Below are 18,353 nucleotides of genomic sequence, written 5' to 3'. Positions count from 1 at the left end.
GATTAATCGTCCAGGAAGCTACGCAGCACTTCAGAACGGCTCGGGTGACGCAGTTTACGCAGCGCCTTCGCTTCGATCTGACGGATACGTTCGCGGGTAACGTCAAACTGTTTACCCACTTCTTCCAGCGTATGGTCGGTGTTCATATCGATACCGAAACGCATACGCAGCACTTTTGCTTCACGCGCCGTCAGGCCAGCCAGCACGTCGTGCGTTGCGGCACGCAGGCTCTCGGTGGTGGCAGAGTCCAGCGGCAGCTCGAGGGTGGTATCCTCGATGAAATCTCCCAGATGCGAATCTTCATCGTCGCCGATCGGCGTTTCCATGGAGATAGGCTCTTTGGCGATCTTCAGCACTTTACGGATCTTGTCTTCCGGCATCAGCATGCGCTCGGCCAGCTCTTCTGGCGTCGGCTCGCGACCCATTTCTTGCAGCATCTGGCGGGAGATTCGGTTGAGTTTGTTGATGGTCTCAATCATATGCACCGGAATACGGATGGTGCGCGCCTGATCCGCGATAGAGCGGGTGATCGCCTGACGAATCCACCAGGTGGCATAGGTGGAGAATTTGTAACCACGACGGTATTCGAACTTGTCTACCGCTTTCATCAGACCGATGTTGCCTTCCTGAATCAGATCCAGGAATTGCAGACCACGGTTGGTGTATTTTTTGGCGATAGAGATAACCAGACGCAAGTTCGCTTCAACCATCTCTTTCTTCGCACGGCGGGCTTTCGCTTCGCCGATGGACATGCGACGGTTGATGTCTTTTACCTGCTCGATGGTCAGGCCGGTTTCTTCTTCAATCTGTTGCAGTTTTTGCAGGCTGCGCTGAACGTCTTCAGTGACATCGTGCAGCTTTTCGGACCACGGCTTGTTCATCGCAATGGCGGCATTGAACCAGGTTTCGCTGGTTTCGTTGCCGGTGAACAGGGTGATGAAGTTTTTCTTCGGCATTTTGCACTGCTCAACGCAGAGCTTCATGATCAGGCGTTCTTGCGTGCGAACGCGATCCATCATGACGCGCATGCTGTTCACCAGGTAGTCGAACTGCTTCGGCACCAGGCGGAACTGCTTAAACACTTCAGACAGCTTCAGAATTTCGGTCTGCGCATCGGCGTGGCTGCGACCTTTCGCTTTGATGGTGTCACGGGTGACTTCGTACTGCGTACGCAGCTCTGCGAATTTTTCGCGCGCCAGTTCCGGGTCGATGCTGTTGTCGTCATCGCTGCTGTCGTCGTCTTCTTCTTCGTCTTCATCATCGTCGTCGTCCATCTCTTCCTGAGAGAGTTCAGAACCGACGTGCGTGGCGGTAGGCGCCATATCTTCTTCAGCGTTCGGGTCAACAAAGCCGGTGATCAGATCTGACAGGCGAGCTTCTTCGGCTTCAACGCGATCGTACTGTTCAAGCAGATAAGTAATCGCTTCCGGGTATTCGGCAACGGAGCATTGAACCTGGTTGATCCCGTCTTCGATACGTTTAGCGATGTCGATTTCGCCTTCACGGGTTAACAGTTCAACCGTACCCATCTCACGCATGTACATGCGTACCGGGTCAGTGGTACGACCGATTTCAGACTCAACACTGGATAAAACTTGAGCAGCAGCTTCTTCCGCGTCTTCGTCGGTGTTGTTGGTGTTTTCAGCAAGCAGCAGATCATCGGCATCCGGTGCTTCTTCCATCACCTGAATACCCATGTCGTTGATCATTTGGATGATGTCTTCGATTTGATCTGAATCGACGATATCTTCCGGCAGATGGTCATTGACCTCGGCATAGGTCAGATAGCCTTGCTCCTTACCACGGGTGACAAGAAGCTTCAGCTGTGACTGCGGGTTTTGCTCCATAAGACGGTATCCACACTTATTTCGTTTGATTGGTGTCGGCGGTGTATCTGCCAACCTTTAAAGCGAGGGCGTACTTATATTTTTGCCGCTGCCTCTCAGTGCGGCTGTCGGGGGCTTCCCGATCGCTATTCGGCACTTAAGCCGTTAAATACGTCATTCTTCAAGTTGTCTCTGCGTTAGCTGCGTTCTCTTGCTGCCTTAATACAACTTGAACGATTTTGTCTATCAATTCATTTTTTGGCCAGTTCCTGGTTCAGCGTCCAGAGTTCCCGGCGTTCTTCGTTGCTTAAACCGTGTGTGCGATCGCGAGCAATCAACTCTTCCTGGCGCAGCTTAAGCATCGAATCAAACATATGGTTGAGTGAGTCGGTGAAGGTTTTTTCAGCAATGTCCTTATCAGCTATATCGTCCCACATCGACAATTTTTCAAGGGTCGCAGCACTATTTGTGCCGCGATAATGTTCTAAAAGTTGGCCGGTGGTCAGACCTGGTTGAGACAAACAAGTGTTGACCAGTTCTTCAAATAAGCCAAGCCCGGGCAGCTTTTTTTGATCCAGACCGCCTAGCGGTGGTACTAACGGCGCTAAATCCGGGTTTTGTACCAGTAACCCTATAAGTATACGCATGGTCGTGCGTTTTAGCTGCGGAGCTGGGCGTACCGTGCCACTTTCTGCCTGTTTTGGCATTAAGCGGTCAAGCTGGCTATCGTCAAAGATGCCTAATTTCAGCCCCAGCATCTGTCGTAGCTGGATCCTGTGCGTATCTCCGGGAACCTGGTTAATCAGCGGCAGCGCCAGCGCGGCAAGCTGCGTACTTCCATCCGGCGTACTCAAATCAACCTGCGGCAAGAGGCTATTGAAGAGAAACAAAGAGAGCGGCAGAGCCTGCTCCATCCGTGCTTCGAATGCTTCTTTGCCCTCTTTACGCACCAGCGTATCCGGGTCTTCGCCATCAGGCAGGAACATAAAGCGCAACTGCCGTCCGTCGGTGATATAGGGCATTGCCGTTTCAAGCGCTCGCCATGCCGCATCGCGTCCGGCCCGATCGCCGTCATAACAGCAAATCACATTGTTAGTCGCCCGGAATAACATGTGGATATGGTCAGCTGTTGTCGATGTCCCCAACGATGCCACGGCGTAGTTAATGTCGTACTGCGCCAGCGCGACAACGTCCATATAGCCTTCAACAACAAGCAGTCGCTGCGGTTCAGCGTTATGTTGCTGAGCTTCATAAAGGCCATACAGCTGTCGACCTTTATGGAAAATATCGGTTTCCGGGGAGTTCAGGTATTTCGGCGTATCGTTACCGAGTACGCGACCACCAAAACCAATCACCCGTCCTCGTTTATCGCGAATCGGGAACATCACCCGATTACGGAAACGATCGTAGGTTCTGCCCTGGTCATTGTTGACCAGCATTCCGGCATCCAGTAACAGCGCTCTGTTGTCGCTATTATTACCGAAACGTTTTAATGCGTTATCCCAGCCTGGCGGAGCGAAACCAATCGCGAAGCGTTGAACGATTTCAGCGCTAAGGCCGCGTTTTTGCAGATATTGGCGCGCAGGCTCTGCTGTGGGGTGGGCGAGCGACTGCTGATAAAACGCATTCAGCCCGTCCATTAACTGATAGAGGTTTTGCCGTTGATGGCGCTCTATCTGGCTAAGACCTGTCCCTGCTTCGTAGGGAATTTCCAGGTTGTGCATTGCAGCCAGTTCTTCGACGGTTTCCACGAAATCGAGCTTGTCGTAGTTCATGAGGAAATCGATCGCGTTGCCGTGTGCGCCGCAGCCAAAGCAGTGGTAAAACTGCTTTTCACCGTTCACGGTGAAAGAGGGGGTTTTTTCGTTATGGAACGGACAGCACGCGTGAAAATTCTTGCCCTGCTTTTTCAGCTTCACCCGTGCATCGATCAGATCGATGATGTCGGTGCGTGCCAGCAGGTCATTGATAAATACGCGTGGGATTCGTCCAGCCATATGCCCCTTTTATACACTTCATCCTTCAGGCGCCGCTTTGCCGCATCCTGAATGATTTTGTATATATGCCAATGCATAAACGAAAATAAGCCGCGCATTCCTTTCGGAAGCACGGCCTTACAACTACAACTCGGTCTGAATCGAGAGCTTACGCCCTCAACGCATTAGTACAGACGAGTGCGGCGTGCGTTTTCGCGAGCCAGTTTCTTCGCGTGACGTTTCACTGCTGAAGCTTTAGCGCGCTTACGTTCGGTAGTCGGTTTTTCATAGAACTCACGACGACGAACTTCCGCCAGAACACCTGCTTTTTCACAGGAACGCTTGAAGCGACGCAGAGCTACGTCGAACGGCTCGTTTTCACGTACTTTAATTACCGGCATGTGCCTCTCACCTTTGATTAAATCGGTTTGCCGCTGGCATCAGCGCCAGCTTATTTCAAAATGGTGCGGAATTTTACTGCAATTGCTGCTGCTTTGTAAAGCACCGACGCCTTTTTTGAAAGGGACTTTTATAAGGGTGAGGAGTATACACGAGGCTGTCGCCAGGGGCGAACAAAGTTTTACATCAACCCGCATTGGCCCTACACTGCGCGGTATCAGAGTGAGGTAAAACAAGTCATGCGTGTACTGGGTATTGAGACATCCTGCGATGAAACCGGCATCGCTATTTACGACGACGAAAAAGGTCTGTTAGCCAACCAATTGTATAGTCAGGTGAAATTGCACGCTGACTACGGCGGCGTAGTGCCTGAACTGGCCTCGCGCGACCACGTACGCAAGACCGTGCCGCTGATCCAGGCGGCGTTGAAAGAGTCAGGTCTGACGGCGAAAGAGATTGATGCCGTGGCCTATACCGCAGGGCCGGGTCTGGTGGGGGCGCTGCTGGTCGGCGCGACCGTTGGCCGTTCGCTGGCGTTTGCCTGGAATGTTCCGGCGATTCCGGTACACCATATGGAAGGGCACCTGCTGGCGCCGATGCTGGAAGACAATCCGCCGGAATTTCCGTTCGTGGCGCTGCTGGTCTCCGGCGGTCATACCCAACTTATCAGCGTGACCGGGATTGGTCAGTATGCGCTGTTAGGCGAATCCATTGACGATGCGGCCGGTGAAGCGTTTGATAAAACCGCCAAACTGCTGGGACTGGATTACCCTGGCGGCCCGATGCTGTCGAAAATGGCGGCGCAGGGCACCGCAGGGCGTTTTGTCTTTCCGCGTCCGATGACCGACCGTCCTGGGCTGGATTTCAGCTTCTCCGGGCTGAAAACGTTCGCCGCAAACACGATCCGCAGCAACGGTGATGATGAACAGACCCGCGCCGATATTGCCCGTGCGTTTGAAGATGCGGTGGTGGATACGCTGATGATCAAGTGTAAGCGAGCGCTGGATCAGACCGGCTTTAAGCGTCTGGTGATGGCGGGCGGGGTGAGCGCCAACCGCACGCTGCGTGCGAAGCTGGCGGAAATGATGCAAAAACGGCGTGGCGAAGTGTTCTACGCACGGCCAGAGTTTTGCACCGATAACGGCGCGATGATCGCCTACGCCGGTATGGTGCGCTTCAAAGCCGGCGCAACGGCGGATTTAGGCGTGAGCGTGCGTCCTCGCTGGCCGCTGGCGGAGTTGCCTGCGGCGTGATTTTTTGCCCGGTGGCGGCTTCGCTTACCGGGTTTACAATACCGTAGGCCGGGTCAGGCGAAGCCTCCACCCGGCGATAAAAAACGCTATACCCGCAACATCCCTTTATCTTCCAGAAACGCAATAATCGTCGCCAGGCCGTCACCGGCTTTCAGGTTGGTAAACGCCCACGGCCGATCCCCGCGCATACGCATTGTATCGCGCGCCATCACCTCCAGCGACGCGCCCACATACGGCGCCAGATCCGTTTTGTTGATCACCAGAAAATCGGATTTGGTGATCCCCGGTCCGCCTTTACGCGGGATCTTCTCGCCTTCGGCCACGTCGATCACATAGATCGTCAGATCGGCCAGTTCCGGGCTGAAGGTGGCGCTCAGGTTATCGCCGCCGCTCTCGACAAAGATCAGATCCAGGTTGCCGAATGTCTCGCTTAATGCTTCCACCGCCGCCAGGTTCATTGAGGCGTCTTCGCGAATGGCGGTATGCGGACAACCGCCGGTTTCCACGCCGACAATCCTTTCCGGCGCCAGCGCGCCCGCTTCGGTAAGAATGCGCTGATCCTCTTTGGTATAAATATCGTTAGTCACCACCGCCAGTTGATACGTATCGCGCATCGCTTTGCATAACGCTTCCAGCAGGGCGGTTTTACCGGAACCCACCGGACCGCCCACGCCGACGCGCAGGGGATGTTTATAGTCGTTCATCGTGTCTCCTCAGGAGCGAAATAATCGGCAATATTGTGTTTCGTGACGGGCAGAAGCGATGGCGGCCAGCGGCGTGGATGAGCCCAGATCCGCATCCGGGCGAGCCAGCGCCTGCGCCATACCCTGCGCGTAATGGTCGCAAAGCGAAAGAATGAGCTGCTGCGCCGCCTGTTGTCCGAAGGGCACCAGTTTCACCCCCGCCATCACCGCGCTTTCTAACCAGCTGTAGCCGAGGCTTAACGCCAGATCCGTCAGCGGGATGCGCCAGCGCACGCCCAGCCACGCCATACCGCAGAGCTGGCTGTCGGCAAAAAGTGGACGCCACGTCTGCGGGCAGTCCGGCACCCAGTCCACCACCAGGCGTGTAAACGCCGCCCCCCGGCTGCGCTCTTCTTCGCGCAGTTCCCTGGTTTCCCGACAGGCCAGCAGATATGCGCTCCAGCGGCGAGCGGCGGTAACGTCATTCCGTTCACAGGCGTGGTACAACCGGGCGAAAATCGGCAGGTCGACGGTAAAAAAGTTCTGCTCCAGCTGTTGCGTTTGCCAGTGCGCAAAGTCTTCCGCGTTTTTCACCCAGCCGATCTCCACCGCCCACTCCAGTCCCTGAGACCAGGTAAACGATCCCACCGGTAAACTGCTGCTGGCGAGCTGCATCAGGCGCAGCCGTTGTCTGGCGTCAGTCATCAGTGGGCGTGGCCGTGGTGATGGCCGTGAGATTCGCTGGCATATGCCCCCGCCTCCGGTTCAAAGGGCAGATGCGCGAAAGTCACCTCTAAGCTGAACTGGCGCAGCATGTCGTCGAGTACGTGATCGTGGTGATAGCGCAGCTCGTCAGGCAGAATTTGCAGCGGAACGTGGCGGTTGCCCAGGTGGTAGCAGGCTTTGGCGAGCAGGAACGGATCGGCGCAGCGCACGACCGAAACGGCTTCGTTTGCGGCGATGATCTCCACCACCTCTGCGCCATCTTCCGTACTCAGGCGATCGCCGCCGCGTAACAGCAAACCGCGCGGCAGCAGTAAACCGGCTTCGCGTCCGTCGCCCAGCACTACCTTCGCCCGGCTTTTGACGCGGACATCAATAGGGAGCGTCAGCGTTGCCGTGACGGCGGCGGGCGTTTCAATACGTTGCGTCAGATACAGCATGTCGTCTCCTCAGAATAAAAAATAACGCTGGGCCATCGGCAACACGTCTGCCGGTTCGCTGGTGATCGGCTCACCGTCAATGCGCACCTCGTAAGTCTGGGCGTCAACGGTGATGTTGGGTTGCAGGCTGTTGTGGATCATGTCGGCTTTTTTTACCGTCCGGCAGCCTTTCACGACGGCGGTGGCGCTGCGTAAGTTGAGCTGCTGCGCAATGCCGTTTTCAACCGCAGCCTGAGAAAGAAAGGTCAGGCGACAGTGATGACGCGCCGCGCCAAGCGCGCCAAACATCGGCCGGTAATGCACCGGTTGCGGGGTAGGAATCGAGGCGTTGATATCACCCATCGGCGCGCAGACGATCATCCCGCCTTTAATGAGTGTTGCGGGTTTTACGCCAAAAAAGGCCGGAGACCAGAGCACCAGATCCGCCAGCTTTCCCGCCTCAACAGAACCGACCTCATGGGCGATGCCGTGGGTTAGCGCCGGGTTTATCGTGTACTTGGCGATGTAGCGTTTTACGCGCTGGTTGTCGTTATCGCCCGTCTCCTCCGCTAACGGGCCGCGTTGTACTTTCATCCGGTGCGCCACCTGCCAGGTGCGCAGAATGACTTCGCCCACCCGTCCCATCGCCTGGGAATCCGACGAGGTCAGGGAAAAGGCGCCGAGATCGTGCAGCACATCTTCGGCGGCGATGGTTTCCCGACGAATACGCGACTCGGCAAACGCCACATCTTCGGCGATATCCGGGTCGAGATGGTGGCAGACCATCAGCATATCGAGATGCTCGTCAATGGTGTTGACGGTATAAGGCAGCGTCGGGTTGGTGGAGGAGGGGAGAATATGGGGATGCGCGCAGGCGGTGATAATATCCGGGGCGTGACCGCCGCCCGCCCCTTCGGTATGAAAAGTATGGATCGTGCGATCGCCAATTGCCGCCAGCGTGTCCTCGACGAAACCGGACTCGTTTAACGTGTCGCTGTGCAGCGCGACCTGAATATCCATCTCTTCAGCCACGGTCAGCGCACAGTCGATCGCCGCAGGCGTCGCGCCCCAGTCCTCGTGGATCTTCAGGCCGATCGCGCCGGCGGCAATCTGCTCACGCAGCGCGTCCGGGTTCGAGCCATTCCCTTTGCCGAGAAAACCGATATTCACCGGCAGGCTGTCCGCCGCTTGCAACATGCGGGCGATGTACCACGGGCCAGGCGTGCAGGTGGTGGCATTGGTGCCCGCCGCCGGGCCGGTGCCGCCGCCAATCATGGTCGTCACGCCAGAGACCAGCGCCTCTTCCGCCTGCTGCGGGCAGATCCAGTGAATATGCGTGTCCACGCCGCCTGCGGTAACGATCTTTCCTTCGCCGGCGATCGCCTCCGTGCCGACGCCAATCGGGATCGTCACGTTGGGCTGAATATCCGGGTTACCGGCTTTGCCGATGGCGAAGATCCTGCCGTCTTTGATGCCGATGTCCGCTTTGACGATCCCCCAGTGATCGACGATCAGCGCGTTGGTGATCACCAGATCCACACACGCGCGAGCACGCATTTGCCCCTGGCCCATACCGTCGCGGATCACTTTACCGCCGCCGAATTTCACCTCTTCGCCGTAGGTCGTGAGATCGTTTTCGACTTCGATCCACAGTTCGGTATCCGCCAGACGCACCCGGTCGCCGGTCGTCGGGCCAAACATGTCGGCGTAAGCCTGCCGGGAAATCTCAGTCATTGTCTGCCTCCAGAGAGCCCATTACTTCGCCGCGAAAACCAAAAATACGCTGTGCCCCGGCGACGCGCACCAGTTCGACCTCGCGTTTTTGCCCCGGCTCAAAACGCACTGCCGTGCCTGCGGGGATGTTCAGGCGAAAACCGCGTGCGGCTTGCCTGTCAAAGCGTAATGCGGGGTTGACCTCGTAAAAGTGATAGTGTGATCCGACCTGAACCGGGCGATCGCCATGATTCTCAACCACGATCGTGCAGGTTTCTCTGCCTGTATTGATCGCGATGTTTCCCGTGGAGATCCTGTATTCGCCTGGAATCATGGTTCCTCCTTTATACGATCGGGTTATGAACGGTGACCAGTTTCGAGCCGTCTGGAAAGGTGGCTTCAACCTGAATATCCGGGATCATTTCCGGCACACCCTCCATCACCTGATCGCGGGTCAACACATGGCGACCGTCTTCCATCAGTGACGCCACGCTTTTGCCGTCGCGGGCGCCTTCCATAATGAAAGCGCTGATCAGCGCCACCGATTCCGGGTAGTTCAGCTTCAGTCCACGCGCCAGACGACGCTCCGCCACCAGCGCGGCGGTAAAGAGCAACAGCTTGTCTTTTTCTCTGGGAGTCAGTTCCATAGTGATTCTCTTATGTCTGCCAGATACGGGGCAGGAATGGCGGTTTTTGGGTCAGTTGTGGTCGTAAGGATTGCCAGACGGCGCGCATAACGCGCTGGATAAGCAGGTTGTCGTGCCCGAGGAAGCGCAGGGCCAGCAGTGAATCAATCAGCGTCGCGCCAGCGTAGTCGCCGAGGGGGGCAATTTGCTCGCGTACGCCGTCCAGCATCTTTTCCGTGGCGGGATAACAGAGCAGCGTACCGCTCCAGGGATGTCTGGCGACGGTGTGCAGGTTTCCTCCCTCAAGGTGCAGCCTTTCTATTAATAGCGGCGTACCGTCCCGCCATACTTCCAGGCGGTTGCGCAGCGTGCCGTGGCTGAAGGTCTCCTGCATCACCGGTCGCCCCAAACAGAGCAGATCCCAGGCCAGCAGTCGGCTCTCTTGCGCCAGATGAAAGACCGACTGGATGTTAGCGTTCGCGCCGGGAAAAAGGATCGTATCCTGCGGCAGCCACTCCAGCGTGGCCTGCGGGGCGAGATAAAAATCCTGCCGCAGCTGCGCCTGAGGGCCGCGACTGCGGTAAAACTTCCCTGCGCCAGGCTGGGTGATTAACGCATGGCTGTCTGTTGCAAGCGTGGCGGAAATCGTGAGTTCATCGCCACCGACAATGCCGCCCGGCGGATGAAGCAAATAGAGGTGGCAAACGTCGTCTTCCGGGTAAAACGGACGCTGTACCGTCAGCGGGCCGACGTGTCGCGCCGAAGTGAGCACTGTTTTATGCGCGGCGCGGGTAAACCGCAGATCCAGTTCGGCCTGCCAGCCCCGTGTGAGAGTCTTGTGCGCAACGGTGTCCAGAGCGTTTCCCTTATCAGCGTGAGGGGAGGTGCATACAAAAAAGTATGCCTCAGCGCATCGGGAAAATGGTCATACGAGAAGCTTATGGAAAAAAGAGGCGACGTCATGCCGCCCCAACGAGGTTTACAGCAAAACGAGAGGCATCCAGACAAGGCCGGTTATTACCAGCAGAACCAGGAAGATCAGGCCAAAAATAGCGCCCAGCCGCCAGTAATCCACCGTCGGCAGATAACCGCTACCGTAGTAGATGGGGCTTGGGCCGGTCGCATAGGGGGTGAGAATGCTGCCCAGACCAATGGCGGCGCCGACCATCAGGCAAAACACCGGTAAGGGGATGTCCGGCATCGCCAGCGCGGCGGCAATCATCATCGGCGCCAGCGCGGAGGTATAAGCGGTGGCGCTGGCAAAAAAGTAGCGTAACAGATAAAACACCACGATGAGCGCGACCATCACAATCATCGGCGAATAGCCGCTTAGCCCGTTTGCCAGCAGTTTGCCAAACCAGGTGATAAAGCCAGTATTGTTCAGTCCGGTGGCGAGCGTAATCAGCGAAGCCAGCCAGAAGAAAACGTTCCATGCCGCTTTATTGCTGACGATGTCATCCCAGGAGATGATGCGTAATACCAGCATCAATGCCACCACGCTGTAACCGACCATCGCGGCATCAATGTAATCGCCGCCGAAGATCCACAGCACCAGCGCGCCGACCATCAGCACCAGCATCTTTTTCTCGCGCGAGCAGAGCGGGCCCATCTCCTTTAGCTCAGCTTCCGCCCAGCGCGGCACCTGGTCGCCCGACTTCAGTACCGGCGGATACAGCACGTAGGCCAGCCACGGAACCAGCAAGACCAGCAGAATGCTTAGCGGCAGCATTCCTGAGAACCAGTCGCCCCAGCTTAGCGCCGTATGGGATGCGCTTTTCATCAGGCCAATCAGCAACAGGTTAGGCGCCATCGCCGTCAGGAAAATGGCGCTGGTAACGCAGTCGGCGGTGATGCCCATCCACATAATATACGAGCCAATGGAGCGGGAACTGGCGTCGTTAGGCTGCGAGTTATAGAGCGGCGGCAGGTTGCGGATAATCGGGTAGATGATCCCGGCGCCGCGCGCGGAGTTAGACGGCGTGACCGGGGCGAGGATCAGCTCGGAAAACATCACCGCATAGCCAAGAAACAGCGTGCGATGGCCCATCTTCTTCACCAGCATCAGCGCAATTCGCCGACCGAGACCGGTTTTTTCATAGCCGGTGCCAAACATAAAGGCGGCGAAAATCAGCCAGATAACCGAGTTAGAAAAACCAGACACCGCCCACGAGAGGGCTTTGGCGGTAAATTTAAAACCTTCCTGCGCGAGCTGATCGGGGCTGAACAGCAGCCACGGCGACAGAACGGCAATGATCGAAATCCCGATCATCGCCACGACCGCGCCCGGTACAGGTTCCAGAATGAGTCCCACAATGACGCCGGTAAAGACCGCAAAATAGAGCCAGGTGTGGCTCTCAAGACCGGTGGGGACGGGCAAAACAGCAATAATGGCGATGACCACCAGTGGAGCCAGGTATCGCCACCAACCAGATAAAGGTGCCATTGTCGTATCCCTGAGAAAAGGGAGAGGCGCAGCGCCTCTCCTGAAGGGTTATTTGATGTAGTGCACGTGCTCGCAGATCTCGTCAACGATGGGACCGCGACGCTCGGCGAACTGTTTTTTGTTGTCGGCGATCAGGTTGTTGCCGTGGGTATCAATAGAAACAATCAGCGGCCCGAACTCTTTCACCCGGCAAACCCACAGCGATTCCGGCATGCCGAGTTCCGTCCAGTGCACCTCTTCTATCTCTTCGACCTGGGTCGCCGCCAGCACCGCGCAGCCAGCCGGGAAGATGACGTGCAGCGCTTTGAATTTCTGGCAGCCTTCTTCGGTCAGCGGCCCCATACCGCCTTTTCCGACCACCAGCTTTACGCCGGTCTGCTCAATGAACTCTTTTTCAAAGGCTTCCATACGCATGCTGGTGGTCGGGCCGACGGAGACCATCTCCCATTTATCACCGTTTTTACGCACAATCGGCCCGGCGTGGAAAATCGCTTTGCCGTTGAGATCGTAAGGAATGGGGCGCTTGAGTTCGATCAGGCGGCGGTGACAAACGTCGCGACAGGTCACCAGCGTTCCGGTCAGGTAGATCACATCGCCAATGCGGATATCTTCCAGGTCTTCGGCTTTGATCGGGGTAGTGAGGATCTTTTTCATAACGCGCTCCGGGTGTGGGACAGGTTTTCGAAGGAGAGGTCAGAATGAACCAGCAGCGTACCGCGACGGTGCGCCCAGCAGCCGGTGGAGACGGCCACGCCAATGGTTGACGGATGACGGGCGGCGGATTCGATGTGTACGCCCATCACCGAGCTGTTGCCGGTCAGCCCTTGTGGGCCGATTCCCAGGCGGTTTAGCCCTTCTTCCAGCCGCAGCTCAAGCTCTGCCGCCTTTGGATTTGGATGACGGGTGCCTATCGGGCGCAGAATCGCTTTGCGGGAAAGCACGGCGGCGGTTTCGACGGAGGTTGCGATGCCCACGCCGACCAGTACCGGCGGACAGGCATTGACCGCCAGCGTGGAGATGTTTTCAAAGACGAATTTCACCACGCCTTCGTAGCCTTCGGAAGGCATCAGCACTTTGGAACGCCCCGGCAGCGTGCAACCGCCGCCCGCCATATAAACTTCAATTTCCGCATCGTCGCCATCGGGAATAATCTCCCAGGTGACCCACGGCACGCCGCTGCCGGTGTTTTTGCCGGTATTCACTTCGTCGAAAATTTCGACCGCGTTATGGCGTAGCGGCGCTTTTACGGTGGCGTCTTCCACGGCCTGCTTAAGAATACTTTGCAGCTCGCCCAGCAGCGGGAAGCGGGAACCGACCTTCACGAAGAACATAATTTCGCCCGTGTCCTGGCAGGCCGGGCGGTTCAGGTCGATTGCTTTCTGCATGTTATCGAACATCGTGTGGTAGATAATGTTTCCCATCGATGAGGTTTCGGCATCACGCAGCTGTTTTAATTTATCGACGACGTCGTCGGGCATTCGGGTGGAGATCATGGCGGTAAAATTAGCGACAATATCCGTCAACGTAGTAACCGCATTTTGGTTATTTTGATTGCTCATCATATCAACTCCAGTTCTTTTATTAATCTGGAAATAAATTCTCTGGAGTAAACTACCACTAAAGGTGTGGTTTTATATTTTTTGTCACTGTGTATATGCAATTAACAGTTCGTGAATCACACCACAGAAAGGTGATGAAAATTGAGCAAAGGCAGGGTTTAACGACGTTAAGAGATTTACACTGCGCGTATTAACATCACGGATAACCGACAGATGCTGAACAACTATCCCTTAGCCAAAGACCTACAGGTTTTGGTTGAAATTGTCCATACGGGAAGCTTTAGCGCGGCAGCGGCGGCGCTGGGGCAAACGCCTGCGTTCGTGACGAAACGGGTTCAGATTCTTGAGACAACCCTTGCCACCACGCTGCTGAACCGCTCGGCAAGAGGTGTTGCGCTGACGGAAAGCGGGCAACGCTGCTATGAACATGCGCTGAAGCTCCTCACGCACTATCAGCGGCTGGTGGATGAGGTGACGCAAATAAAAACGCGCCCGGAGGGAATGATTCGCATTGGCTGTAGTTTTGGTTTTGGCCGCAGTTATATTGCACCTGCCATTACCGACCTGATGCGCAATTATCCTGAATTACAGGTTCACTTTGAACTCTTCGATCGGCAAATTGATTTGGTACAGGATAATATCGATCTGGATATTCGGATTAACGATGAAATTCCTGATTATTATATTGCGCATTTGTTAACAAAGAATAAAAGAATATTATGCGCGTCTCCCGCATATCTCCAGAAATATCCTGAGCCGAAAACCTTACAAGAATTAAGCGGTCATGATTGTCTGGTGACAAAAGAACGTGATATGACCCACGGCATATGGGAACTGGGGAACGGGCAAGAGAAAAAATCAGTGAAAGTAACCGGACACCTCTCTTCCAATAGCGGTGAAATTGTTTTGCAGTGGGCGCTGGAGGGCAAAGGGATCATGCTGCGTTCAGAGTGGGATGTGCAGCCGTTTCTGGCGAGCGGTAAACTGGTGAGGGTATTGCCGGAGTATGCGCAGAGCGCCAATATCTGGGCGGTCTATCAGGAACCGCTGTACCGCAGCGTAAAGTTACGGGTATGTGTGGAGTTTCTGGCGGCATGGTGCCAGAAGCGACTCGGCAAGCCAGACGAGGGATATCAGGTGGCGTGGTGAACCAATCTGTAGGCCGGATAAGACGCTTTGCGTCGCCATCCGGCGATGCGTATGTGCCTGATGGCGGCTTCGCCTTACCTGGCCTACGGCGTGGTGCAAAAAACTACTGCGGATCTTTCTCGCGCTTCTTCTTGAGTTTCGTCCAGATCTTCGTCTCCTGACGACGCCACAGGCGCTGGATGTTGTCATGGTGGCGCAGCAAAATCAGGCAAGACAGCATAGAGACCGGGAAGGTGAACTGGGGTTTAAACCACCACACGTAGAATGGCGCAATCAGCGCGCTGACGATCGCGCCCAATGACGAGTAACCGCTCAGTAAGACGGTCAGTAGCCAGGTGCCCGCCATCACGCCAGTTAAGTCCCAGCCGATGGGCGCGATCGCGCCGAATGCGGTCGCGACGCCTTTCCCGCCTTTGAAGCCAAAAAAGACCGGCCAGATGTGCCCCAGACAGGCGGCGATGGCAATCAGGCCCAGCCAGAAAGGGGTTACGCCTAATGCATAAGCGCCCCAGACCGGCAGCATGCCTTTGAGGACGTCGAAAATCAGTACCGCTACGGCTGCTCCCTTGCCCCCTATGCGTAACACATTGGTCGCGCCAGGGTTACCGGAGCCACTCTGACGCGGGTCGGGTAAACCTGCAATGCGGCAGACCAGAATGGCACTGGAAATTGAGCCGCAGAGGTACGCGAAGAGGATCATTCCAGGCGCGATTGCACTCATAAGCTGTTCCGTTTTGAAAATGTCGTGTTAAACGCTACTTCTGTGGATAATACGCATATTTCGCCGGAAGTGGTATCCGGGTTAGCCAAAAAGCAGGCAGGTCGTGATGGATATTGTATTTATAGAGCAACTTTCGGTAATCACCACTATCGGTGTTTACGACTGGGAGCAAACTATCGAACAGAAACTGGTGTTCGATATCGAAATGGCGTGGGACAACCGTAAGTCAGCCAGAAGCGACGACGTTGCGGATTGTCTGAGCTATGCCGACATTGCCGATACGGTAGTCAGCCATGTGGAGGGCGGCCGTTTTGCGTTAGTCGAACGCGTAGCGGAAGAGGTGGCAGATCTGCTGCTCAGCCGCTTTAACTCTCCGTGGGTGCGCATCAAGCTCAGTAAGCCCGGCGCCGTAGCGCGTGCGGCGAATGTTGGCGTTATCATTGAGCGTGGCAATAATCTGAAAGAAAATAATTAACTTCATAGTTTTTAAACCAAACGGCGATATATGGGTCTTAAAGCTGGAGTCATAACTGCTGTTCGTTTTTTTTGATTTAGGGGTTTATTGATGAGCGATATACACTCGCTGCTGGTGGCGGCAATTTTGGGTGTGGTCGAAGGATTGACGGAGTTTTTGCCCGTCTCCAGCACGGGCCATATGATCATTGTTGGTCACCTGTTGGGTTTTGAAGGCGATACGGCAGAGACGTTTGAGGTGGTAATTCAGTTGGGATCGATCCTGGCGGTGGTGGTGATGTTCTGGCGGCGTTTGTTCGGCCTGATCGGCATTCACTTTGGCAAACAACCGCATGAAGGCACCGGAAAAGGGCGGCTGACGTTAGGGCATATTGTGCTGGGGATGATCCCGGCCGTGGTGCTGGGCCTGGTGTTCCATGACACCATTAAGTCTTTGTTTAATCCCGTTAACGTGATGTATGCGCTGGTCGTGGGCGGTCTGCTGCTGATTGCCGCGGAATGCCTGAAGCCGAAAGAGCCGCGCGCGCCGGGCCTGGACGATATGACGTATCGTCAGGCGTTTATGATTGGCTGCTTCCAGTGTCTGGCGCTGTGGCCGGGCTTTTCCCGTTCCGGCGCGACCATTTCCGGTGGGATGTTGATGGGGGTGAGTCGCTATGCCGCATCGGAATTCTCATTCCTGCTGGCCGTTCCGATGATGATGGGCGCGACGGCGTTGGATCTCTACAAGAGCTGGTCGTTCCTGACGGTGGAAGATATCCCCATGTTCGCCGTGGGATTTGTGACTGCGTTCATTGTGGCGCTGATCGCCATCAAAACCTTCCTGCAATTGATTAAGCGTATCTCGTTCATTCCGTTTGCGATTTACCGCTTTGTCGTGGCTGCTGCGGTCTACGTTGTTTTCTTCTGATAACGCTTGATGCCGGATGGCGGCGTAAATGCCTTATCCGGCCTACGGTTGGATTTTAATGCCGGATGGCGGCGCAAATGCCTTATCCGGCCTACGGTTCGATTTTGTTGCAGGATGGCGGCGCAAATGCCTTATCCGGCCTACGGTTCGATTTTGTTGCCGGATAAGCGGAGCGCCATCCGGCAACAAAACGGTGAGCTTACGCCTCGGGTTTCGGGCAACGCCGTTCCTTCCAGTTAGCCACCGCTGCAATTCGCCGTCTGGTGAGTTCTTCGCGGATCTCCGCGCCTTTAAAGCCTGCCTCCAGCACCTCTTTTGTCGGCACCGCCTGCGCGACCAGCCACGCTTCGCGCAGCCAGCGACCTTGCGGATAGTCAGACGCCTCAAAACCGGTACGACCGCGCACGTCGGCCTCGCTGGTCAGGGCGATTTGCTCTACGCGCTGCGGCTTACGCCAGGCGTCAATCGAATCGAACAGCTTCACGATCGTTTTCGGCTGCAAAATCGGGAAGGTATGGATGAGATCGTGGAATTCCGCCACCAGTTTGGCTAAATCCCGAATCTCATTCGGCACACGCAGACGCTGGCATAACTGCTCGACCAGCTTTACGCCTGCCGGGCCGTGACCATGATGGCGCGGCCAGAGCGCTTTGGGCGTCAAGCCTTTGCCAAGGTCGTGACAGAGCGTGGCGAAACGCACATCAACGTTCGGGCTGAGCATGGCGGCCATTGATAACGTCATCAATGTGTGGATGCCGGTATCGATTTCCGGGTGCCACTTTGCCGGAGCCGGAACGCCAAACAGCGCGTCCACTTCCGGGAACAGAACGCGCAGCGCGCCGCAGTCGCGCAGCACCTGAAAGAAAACCTGCGGATTGCGCGTGGTTAAGGCGTTCTCGGTCTCCTTCCATACGCGCTCCGGCGTGAGGTGTTCCAGTTCGCCTGCGGCGGTCATGTCGCGCATCAAGGCCAGGGTTTCATCAGCGATGCGGAAACTGAGGTGCGCGTAGCGGGCGGCAAAACGCGCCACGCGCAACACGCGCAGCGGATCTTCGCTAAAGGCGGGGGAAACATGGCGCAGCAGGCGATTGTCCAGATCGCGACGCCCCTGATAGGGGTCGACGATATGGCCGTCGTCATCCTGCGCGAGGGCATTAATGGTGAGGTCGCGACGTTGCAGGTCTTCTTCCAGCGTCACGTCCGGCGCGGCATAGCAGGTAAAGCCGGTATAGCCTGAACCGGATTTACGCTCGGTGCGCGCCAGCGCATACTCTTCACGCGTTTGCGGATGAAGAAACACGGGAAAGTCGCGGCCTACCTGCTGGTAGCCCGCGTCAAGCATCTCCTGCGGCGTGGCGCCAACCACCACCCAATCTTTATCTTTGACCGGTAGCCCTAACAACGCATCCCGAACAGCACCACCGACCAGATAAATCTTCACGCCACTTTCCCTTCCTGAAAAAAATCATCCCTTAATCA

Annotated in this window: 19 protein-coding genes; 4 read left to right on the top strand and 15 right to left on the bottom strand. The window is 56.1% G+C overall.

The features are described 5' to 3' along the window. Positions 1–2 precede the first annotated feature (2 nt). The 3 genes from rpoD to rpsU all read right to left on the bottom strand — a co-directional run bounded on the left by rpoD (position 3) and on the right by rpsU (position 4,203). Positions 3–1,877, bottom strand: a complete 1,875-nt coding sequence (rpoD, locus tag OGW17_RS19445; protein ID WP_256372597.1) for an RNA polymerase sigma factor RpoD — start codon at positions 1,875–1,877, stop codon at positions 3–5. Between the two features lie 200 nt (positions 1,878–2,077). Beyond that, on the bottom strand, positions 2,078–3,823 hold the full coding sequence (dnaG, locus tag OGW17_RS19440; protein ID WP_012135203.1) for a DNA primase: 1,746 nt from the start codon (positions 3,821–3,823) through the stop codon (positions 2,078–2,080). A 164-nt stretch (positions 3,824–3,987) separates the two neighbouring features. Then, positions 3,988–4,203, bottom strand: a complete 216-nt coding sequence (gene rpsU / locus OGW17_RS19435; RefSeq protein ID WP_001144069.1) for a 30S ribosomal protein S21 — start codon at positions 4,201–4,203, stop codon at positions 3,988–3,990. Between the two features lie 237 nt (positions 4,204–4,440). Here rpsU and tsaD point away from each other — a divergent pair, with 237 nt between their 5' ends. Then, positions 4,441–5,454, top strand: coding sequence for a tRNA (adenosine(37)-N6)-threonylcarbamoyltransferase complex transferase subunit TsaD (tsaD, locus tag OGW17_RS19430; RefSeq protein ID WP_047461129.1), 1,014 nt, complete (start codon positions 4,441–4,443; stop codon positions 5,452–5,454). 86 nt (positions 5,455–5,540) lie between these two features. On the opposite strand, the gene ureG is transcribed toward tsaD, so the two are convergent. The 10 genes from ureG to ttdA form a co-directional block, all read right to left on the bottom strand. Continuing rightward, on the bottom strand, positions 5,541–6,158 hold the full coding sequence (gene ureG, locus OGW17_RS19425; RefSeq protein ID WP_071257833.1) for an urease accessory protein UreG: 618 nt from the start codon (positions 6,156–6,158) through the stop codon (positions 5,541–5,543). Between the two features lie 9 nt (positions 6,159–6,167). After that, the gene (locus OGW17_RS19420; RefSeq protein WP_047461132.1) at positions 6,168–6,842 is read right to left on the bottom strand and encodes an urease accessory protein UreF; all 675 of its coding nucleotides are present in this window, start codon (positions 6,840–6,842) and stop codon (positions 6,168–6,170) included. Next, positions 6,842–7,300: an urease accessory protein UreE gene (ureE, locus tag OGW17_RS19415; protein WP_012135197.1), complete on the bottom strand. Its 459-nt coding sequence runs from the start codon at positions 7,298–7,300 to the stop codon at positions 6,842–6,844. Before ureE ends, OGW17_RS19420 begins: the two co-directional genes overlap by 1 nt. A 9-nt stretch (positions 7,301–7,309) precedes the next feature. Next, entirely contained in the window at positions 7,310–9,013 is a 1,704-nt protein-coding gene (gene ureC / locus OGW17_RS19410) for an urease subunit alpha (RefSeq protein WP_047461135.1), read from the bottom strand. After that, positions 9,006–9,326, bottom strand: a complete 321-nt coding sequence (locus OGW17_RS19405; protein ID WP_012135195.1) for an urease subunit beta — start codon at positions 9,324–9,326, stop codon at positions 9,006–9,008. The genes ureC and OGW17_RS19405 overlap by 8 nt, the downstream gene beginning before the upstream one ends. A gap of 10 nt (positions 9,327–9,336) precedes the next feature. Then, positions 9,337–9,639 carry an urease subunit gamma gene (locus OGW17_RS19400; protein ID WP_042289336.1) on the bottom strand — a complete coding sequence of 101 codons (303 nt, stop codon included), beginning with the start codon at positions 9,637–9,639 and terminating at the stop codon, positions 9,337–9,339. Positions 9,640–9,649: 10 nt separating this feature from the next. Continuing rightward, positions 9,650–10,474, bottom strand: a complete 825-nt coding sequence (locus tag OGW17_RS19395) for an urease accessory protein UreD (RefSeq protein WP_200025832.1) — start codon at positions 10,472–10,474, stop codon at positions 9,650–9,652. Positions 10,475–10,597: 123 nt separating this feature from the next. After that, a complete protein-coding gene (locus OGW17_RS19390; protein ID WP_071257835.1) occupies positions 10,598–12,061 on the bottom strand; it encodes an anion permease in 1,464 nt (487 codons plus the stop codon). A 48-nt stretch (positions 12,062–12,109) separates the two neighbouring features. Further along, positions 12,110–12,715 (bottom strand): L(+)-tartrate dehydratase subunit beta, encoded by a 606-nt coding sequence (gene ttdB / locus OGW17_RS19385; RefSeq protein WP_071257836.1) that lies wholly within the window; start codon positions 12,713–12,715, stop codon positions 12,110–12,112. Continuing rightward, a complete protein-coding gene (gene ttdA / locus OGW17_RS19380; RefSeq protein WP_012135190.1) occupies positions 12,712–13,623 on the bottom strand; it encodes a L(+)-tartrate dehydratase subunit alpha in 912 nt (303 codons plus the stop codon). Before ttdA ends, ttdB begins: the two co-directional genes overlap by 4 nt. Positions 13,624–13,833: 210 nt before the next feature. Here ttdA and ttdR point away from each other — a divergent pair, with 210 nt between their 5' ends. After that, a complete protein-coding gene (ttdR, locus tag OGW17_RS19375; protein WP_071257837.1) occupies positions 13,834–14,769 on the top strand; it encodes an L-tartrate utilization transcriptional activator TtdR in 936 nt (311 codons plus the stop codon). 103 nt (positions 14,770–14,872) lie between these two features. On the opposite strand, the gene plsY is transcribed toward ttdR, so the two are convergent. After that, positions 14,873–15,490: a glycerol-3-phosphate 1-O-acyltransferase PlsY gene (gene plsY / locus OGW17_RS19370; protein WP_012135188.1), complete on the bottom strand. Its 618-nt coding sequence runs from the start codon at positions 15,488–15,490 to the stop codon at positions 14,873–14,875. Between the two features lie 106 nt (positions 15,491–15,596). Between plsY and folB the strand changes: the two genes are divergently transcribed. Then, on the top strand, positions 15,597–15,965 hold the full coding sequence (gene folB / locus OGW17_RS19365; protein WP_012135187.1) for a bifunctional dihydroneopterin aldolase/7,8-dihydroneopterin epimerase: 369 nt from the start codon (positions 15,597–15,599) through the stop codon (positions 15,963–15,965). Between the two features lie 90 nt (positions 15,966–16,055). Continuing rightward, positions 16,056–16,874 carry an undecaprenyl-diphosphate phosphatase gene (gene bacA / locus OGW17_RS19360; protein WP_071257838.1) on the top strand — a complete coding sequence of 273 codons (819 nt, stop codon included), beginning with the start codon at positions 16,056–16,058 and terminating at the stop codon, positions 16,872–16,874. 199 nt (positions 16,875–17,073) lie between these two features. On the opposite strand, the gene OGW17_RS19355 is transcribed toward bacA, so the two are convergent. After that, positions 17,074–18,315: a multifunctional CCA addition/repair protein gene (locus OGW17_RS19355; RefSeq protein ID WP_071257839.1), complete on the bottom strand. Its 1,242-nt coding sequence runs from the start codon at positions 18,313–18,315 to the stop codon at positions 17,074–17,076. Between the last annotated feature and the right edge of the window lie 38 nt (positions 18,316–18,353).

The organism is Citrobacter sp. CK181 (assembly GCF_030333595.1).
GTDB classification, from domain to species: domain Bacteria; phylum Pseudomonadota; class Gammaproteobacteria; order Enterobacterales; family Enterobacteriaceae; genus Citrobacter_B; species Citrobacter_B koseri.
The sequence above is the reverse complement of the archived record's forward strand: the minus strand, read 5'-3'. Positions and strand labels throughout refer to the sequence as shown.

Excerpts from the sequence above, each read along its gene's own strand:
- ttdR (WP_071257837.1), top strand. The coding sequence starts at position 13,834 with ATGCTGAACAACTATCCCTTAGCCAAAGACCTACAGGTTTTGGTTGAA.
- folB (WP_012135187.1), top strand. The coding sequence starts at position 15,597 with ATGGATATTGTATTTATAGAGCAACTTTCGGTAATCACCACTATCGGT.
- ttdA (WP_012135190.1), bottom strand. The coding sequence starts at position 13,623 with ATGATGAGCAATCAAAATAACCAAAATGCGGTTACTACGTTGACGGAT.
- dnaG (WP_012135203.1), bottom strand. The coding sequence starts at position 3,823 with ATGGCTGGACGAATCCCACGCGTATTTATCAATGACCTGCTGGCACGC.
- ureE (WP_012135197.1), bottom strand. The coding sequence starts at position 7,300 with ATGCTGTATCTGACGCAACGTATTGAAACGCCCGCCGCCGTCACGGCA.
- bacA (WP_071257838.1), top strand. The coding sequence starts at position 16,056 with ATGAGCGATATACACTCGCTGCTGGTGGCGGCAATTTTGGGTGTGGTC.
- ureC (WP_047461135.1), bottom strand. The coding sequence starts at position 9,013 with ATGACTGAGATTTCCCGGCAGGCTTACGCCGACATGTTTGGCCCGACG.
- OGW17_RS19390 (WP_071257835.1), bottom strand. The coding sequence starts at position 12,061 with ATGGCACCTTTATCTGGTTGGTGGCGATACCTGGCTCCACTGGTGGTC.
- ttdB (WP_071257836.1), bottom strand. The coding sequence starts at position 12,715 with ATGAAAAAGATCCTCACTACCCCGATCAAAGCCGAAGACCTGGAAGAT.
- plsY (WP_012135188.1), bottom strand. The coding sequence starts at position 15,490 with ATGAGTGCAATCGCGCCTGGAATGATCCTCTTCGCGTACCTCTGCGGC.
- rpsU (WP_001144069.1), bottom strand. The coding sequence starts at position 4,203 with ATGCCGGTAATTAAAGTACGTGAAAACGAGCCGTTCGACGTAGCTCTG.
- ureG (WP_071257833.1), bottom strand. The coding sequence starts at position 6,158 with ATGAACGACTATAAACATCCCCTGCGCGTCGGCGTGGGCGGTCCGGTG.
- OGW17_RS19405 (WP_012135195.1), bottom strand. The coding sequence starts at position 9,326 with ATGATTCCAGGCGAATACAGGATCTCCACGGGAAACATCGCGATCAAT.
- OGW17_RS19400 (WP_042289336.1), bottom strand. The coding sequence starts at position 9,639 with ATGGAACTGACTCCCAGAGAAAAAGACAAGCTGTTGCTCTTTACCGCC.
- tsaD (WP_047461129.1), top strand. The coding sequence starts at position 4,441 with ATGCGTGTACTGGGTATTGAGACATCCTGCGATGAAACCGGCATCGCT.
- OGW17_RS19420 (WP_047461132.1), bottom strand. The coding sequence starts at position 6,842 with ATGACTGACGCCAGACAACGGCTGCGCCTGATGCAGCTCGCCAGCAGC.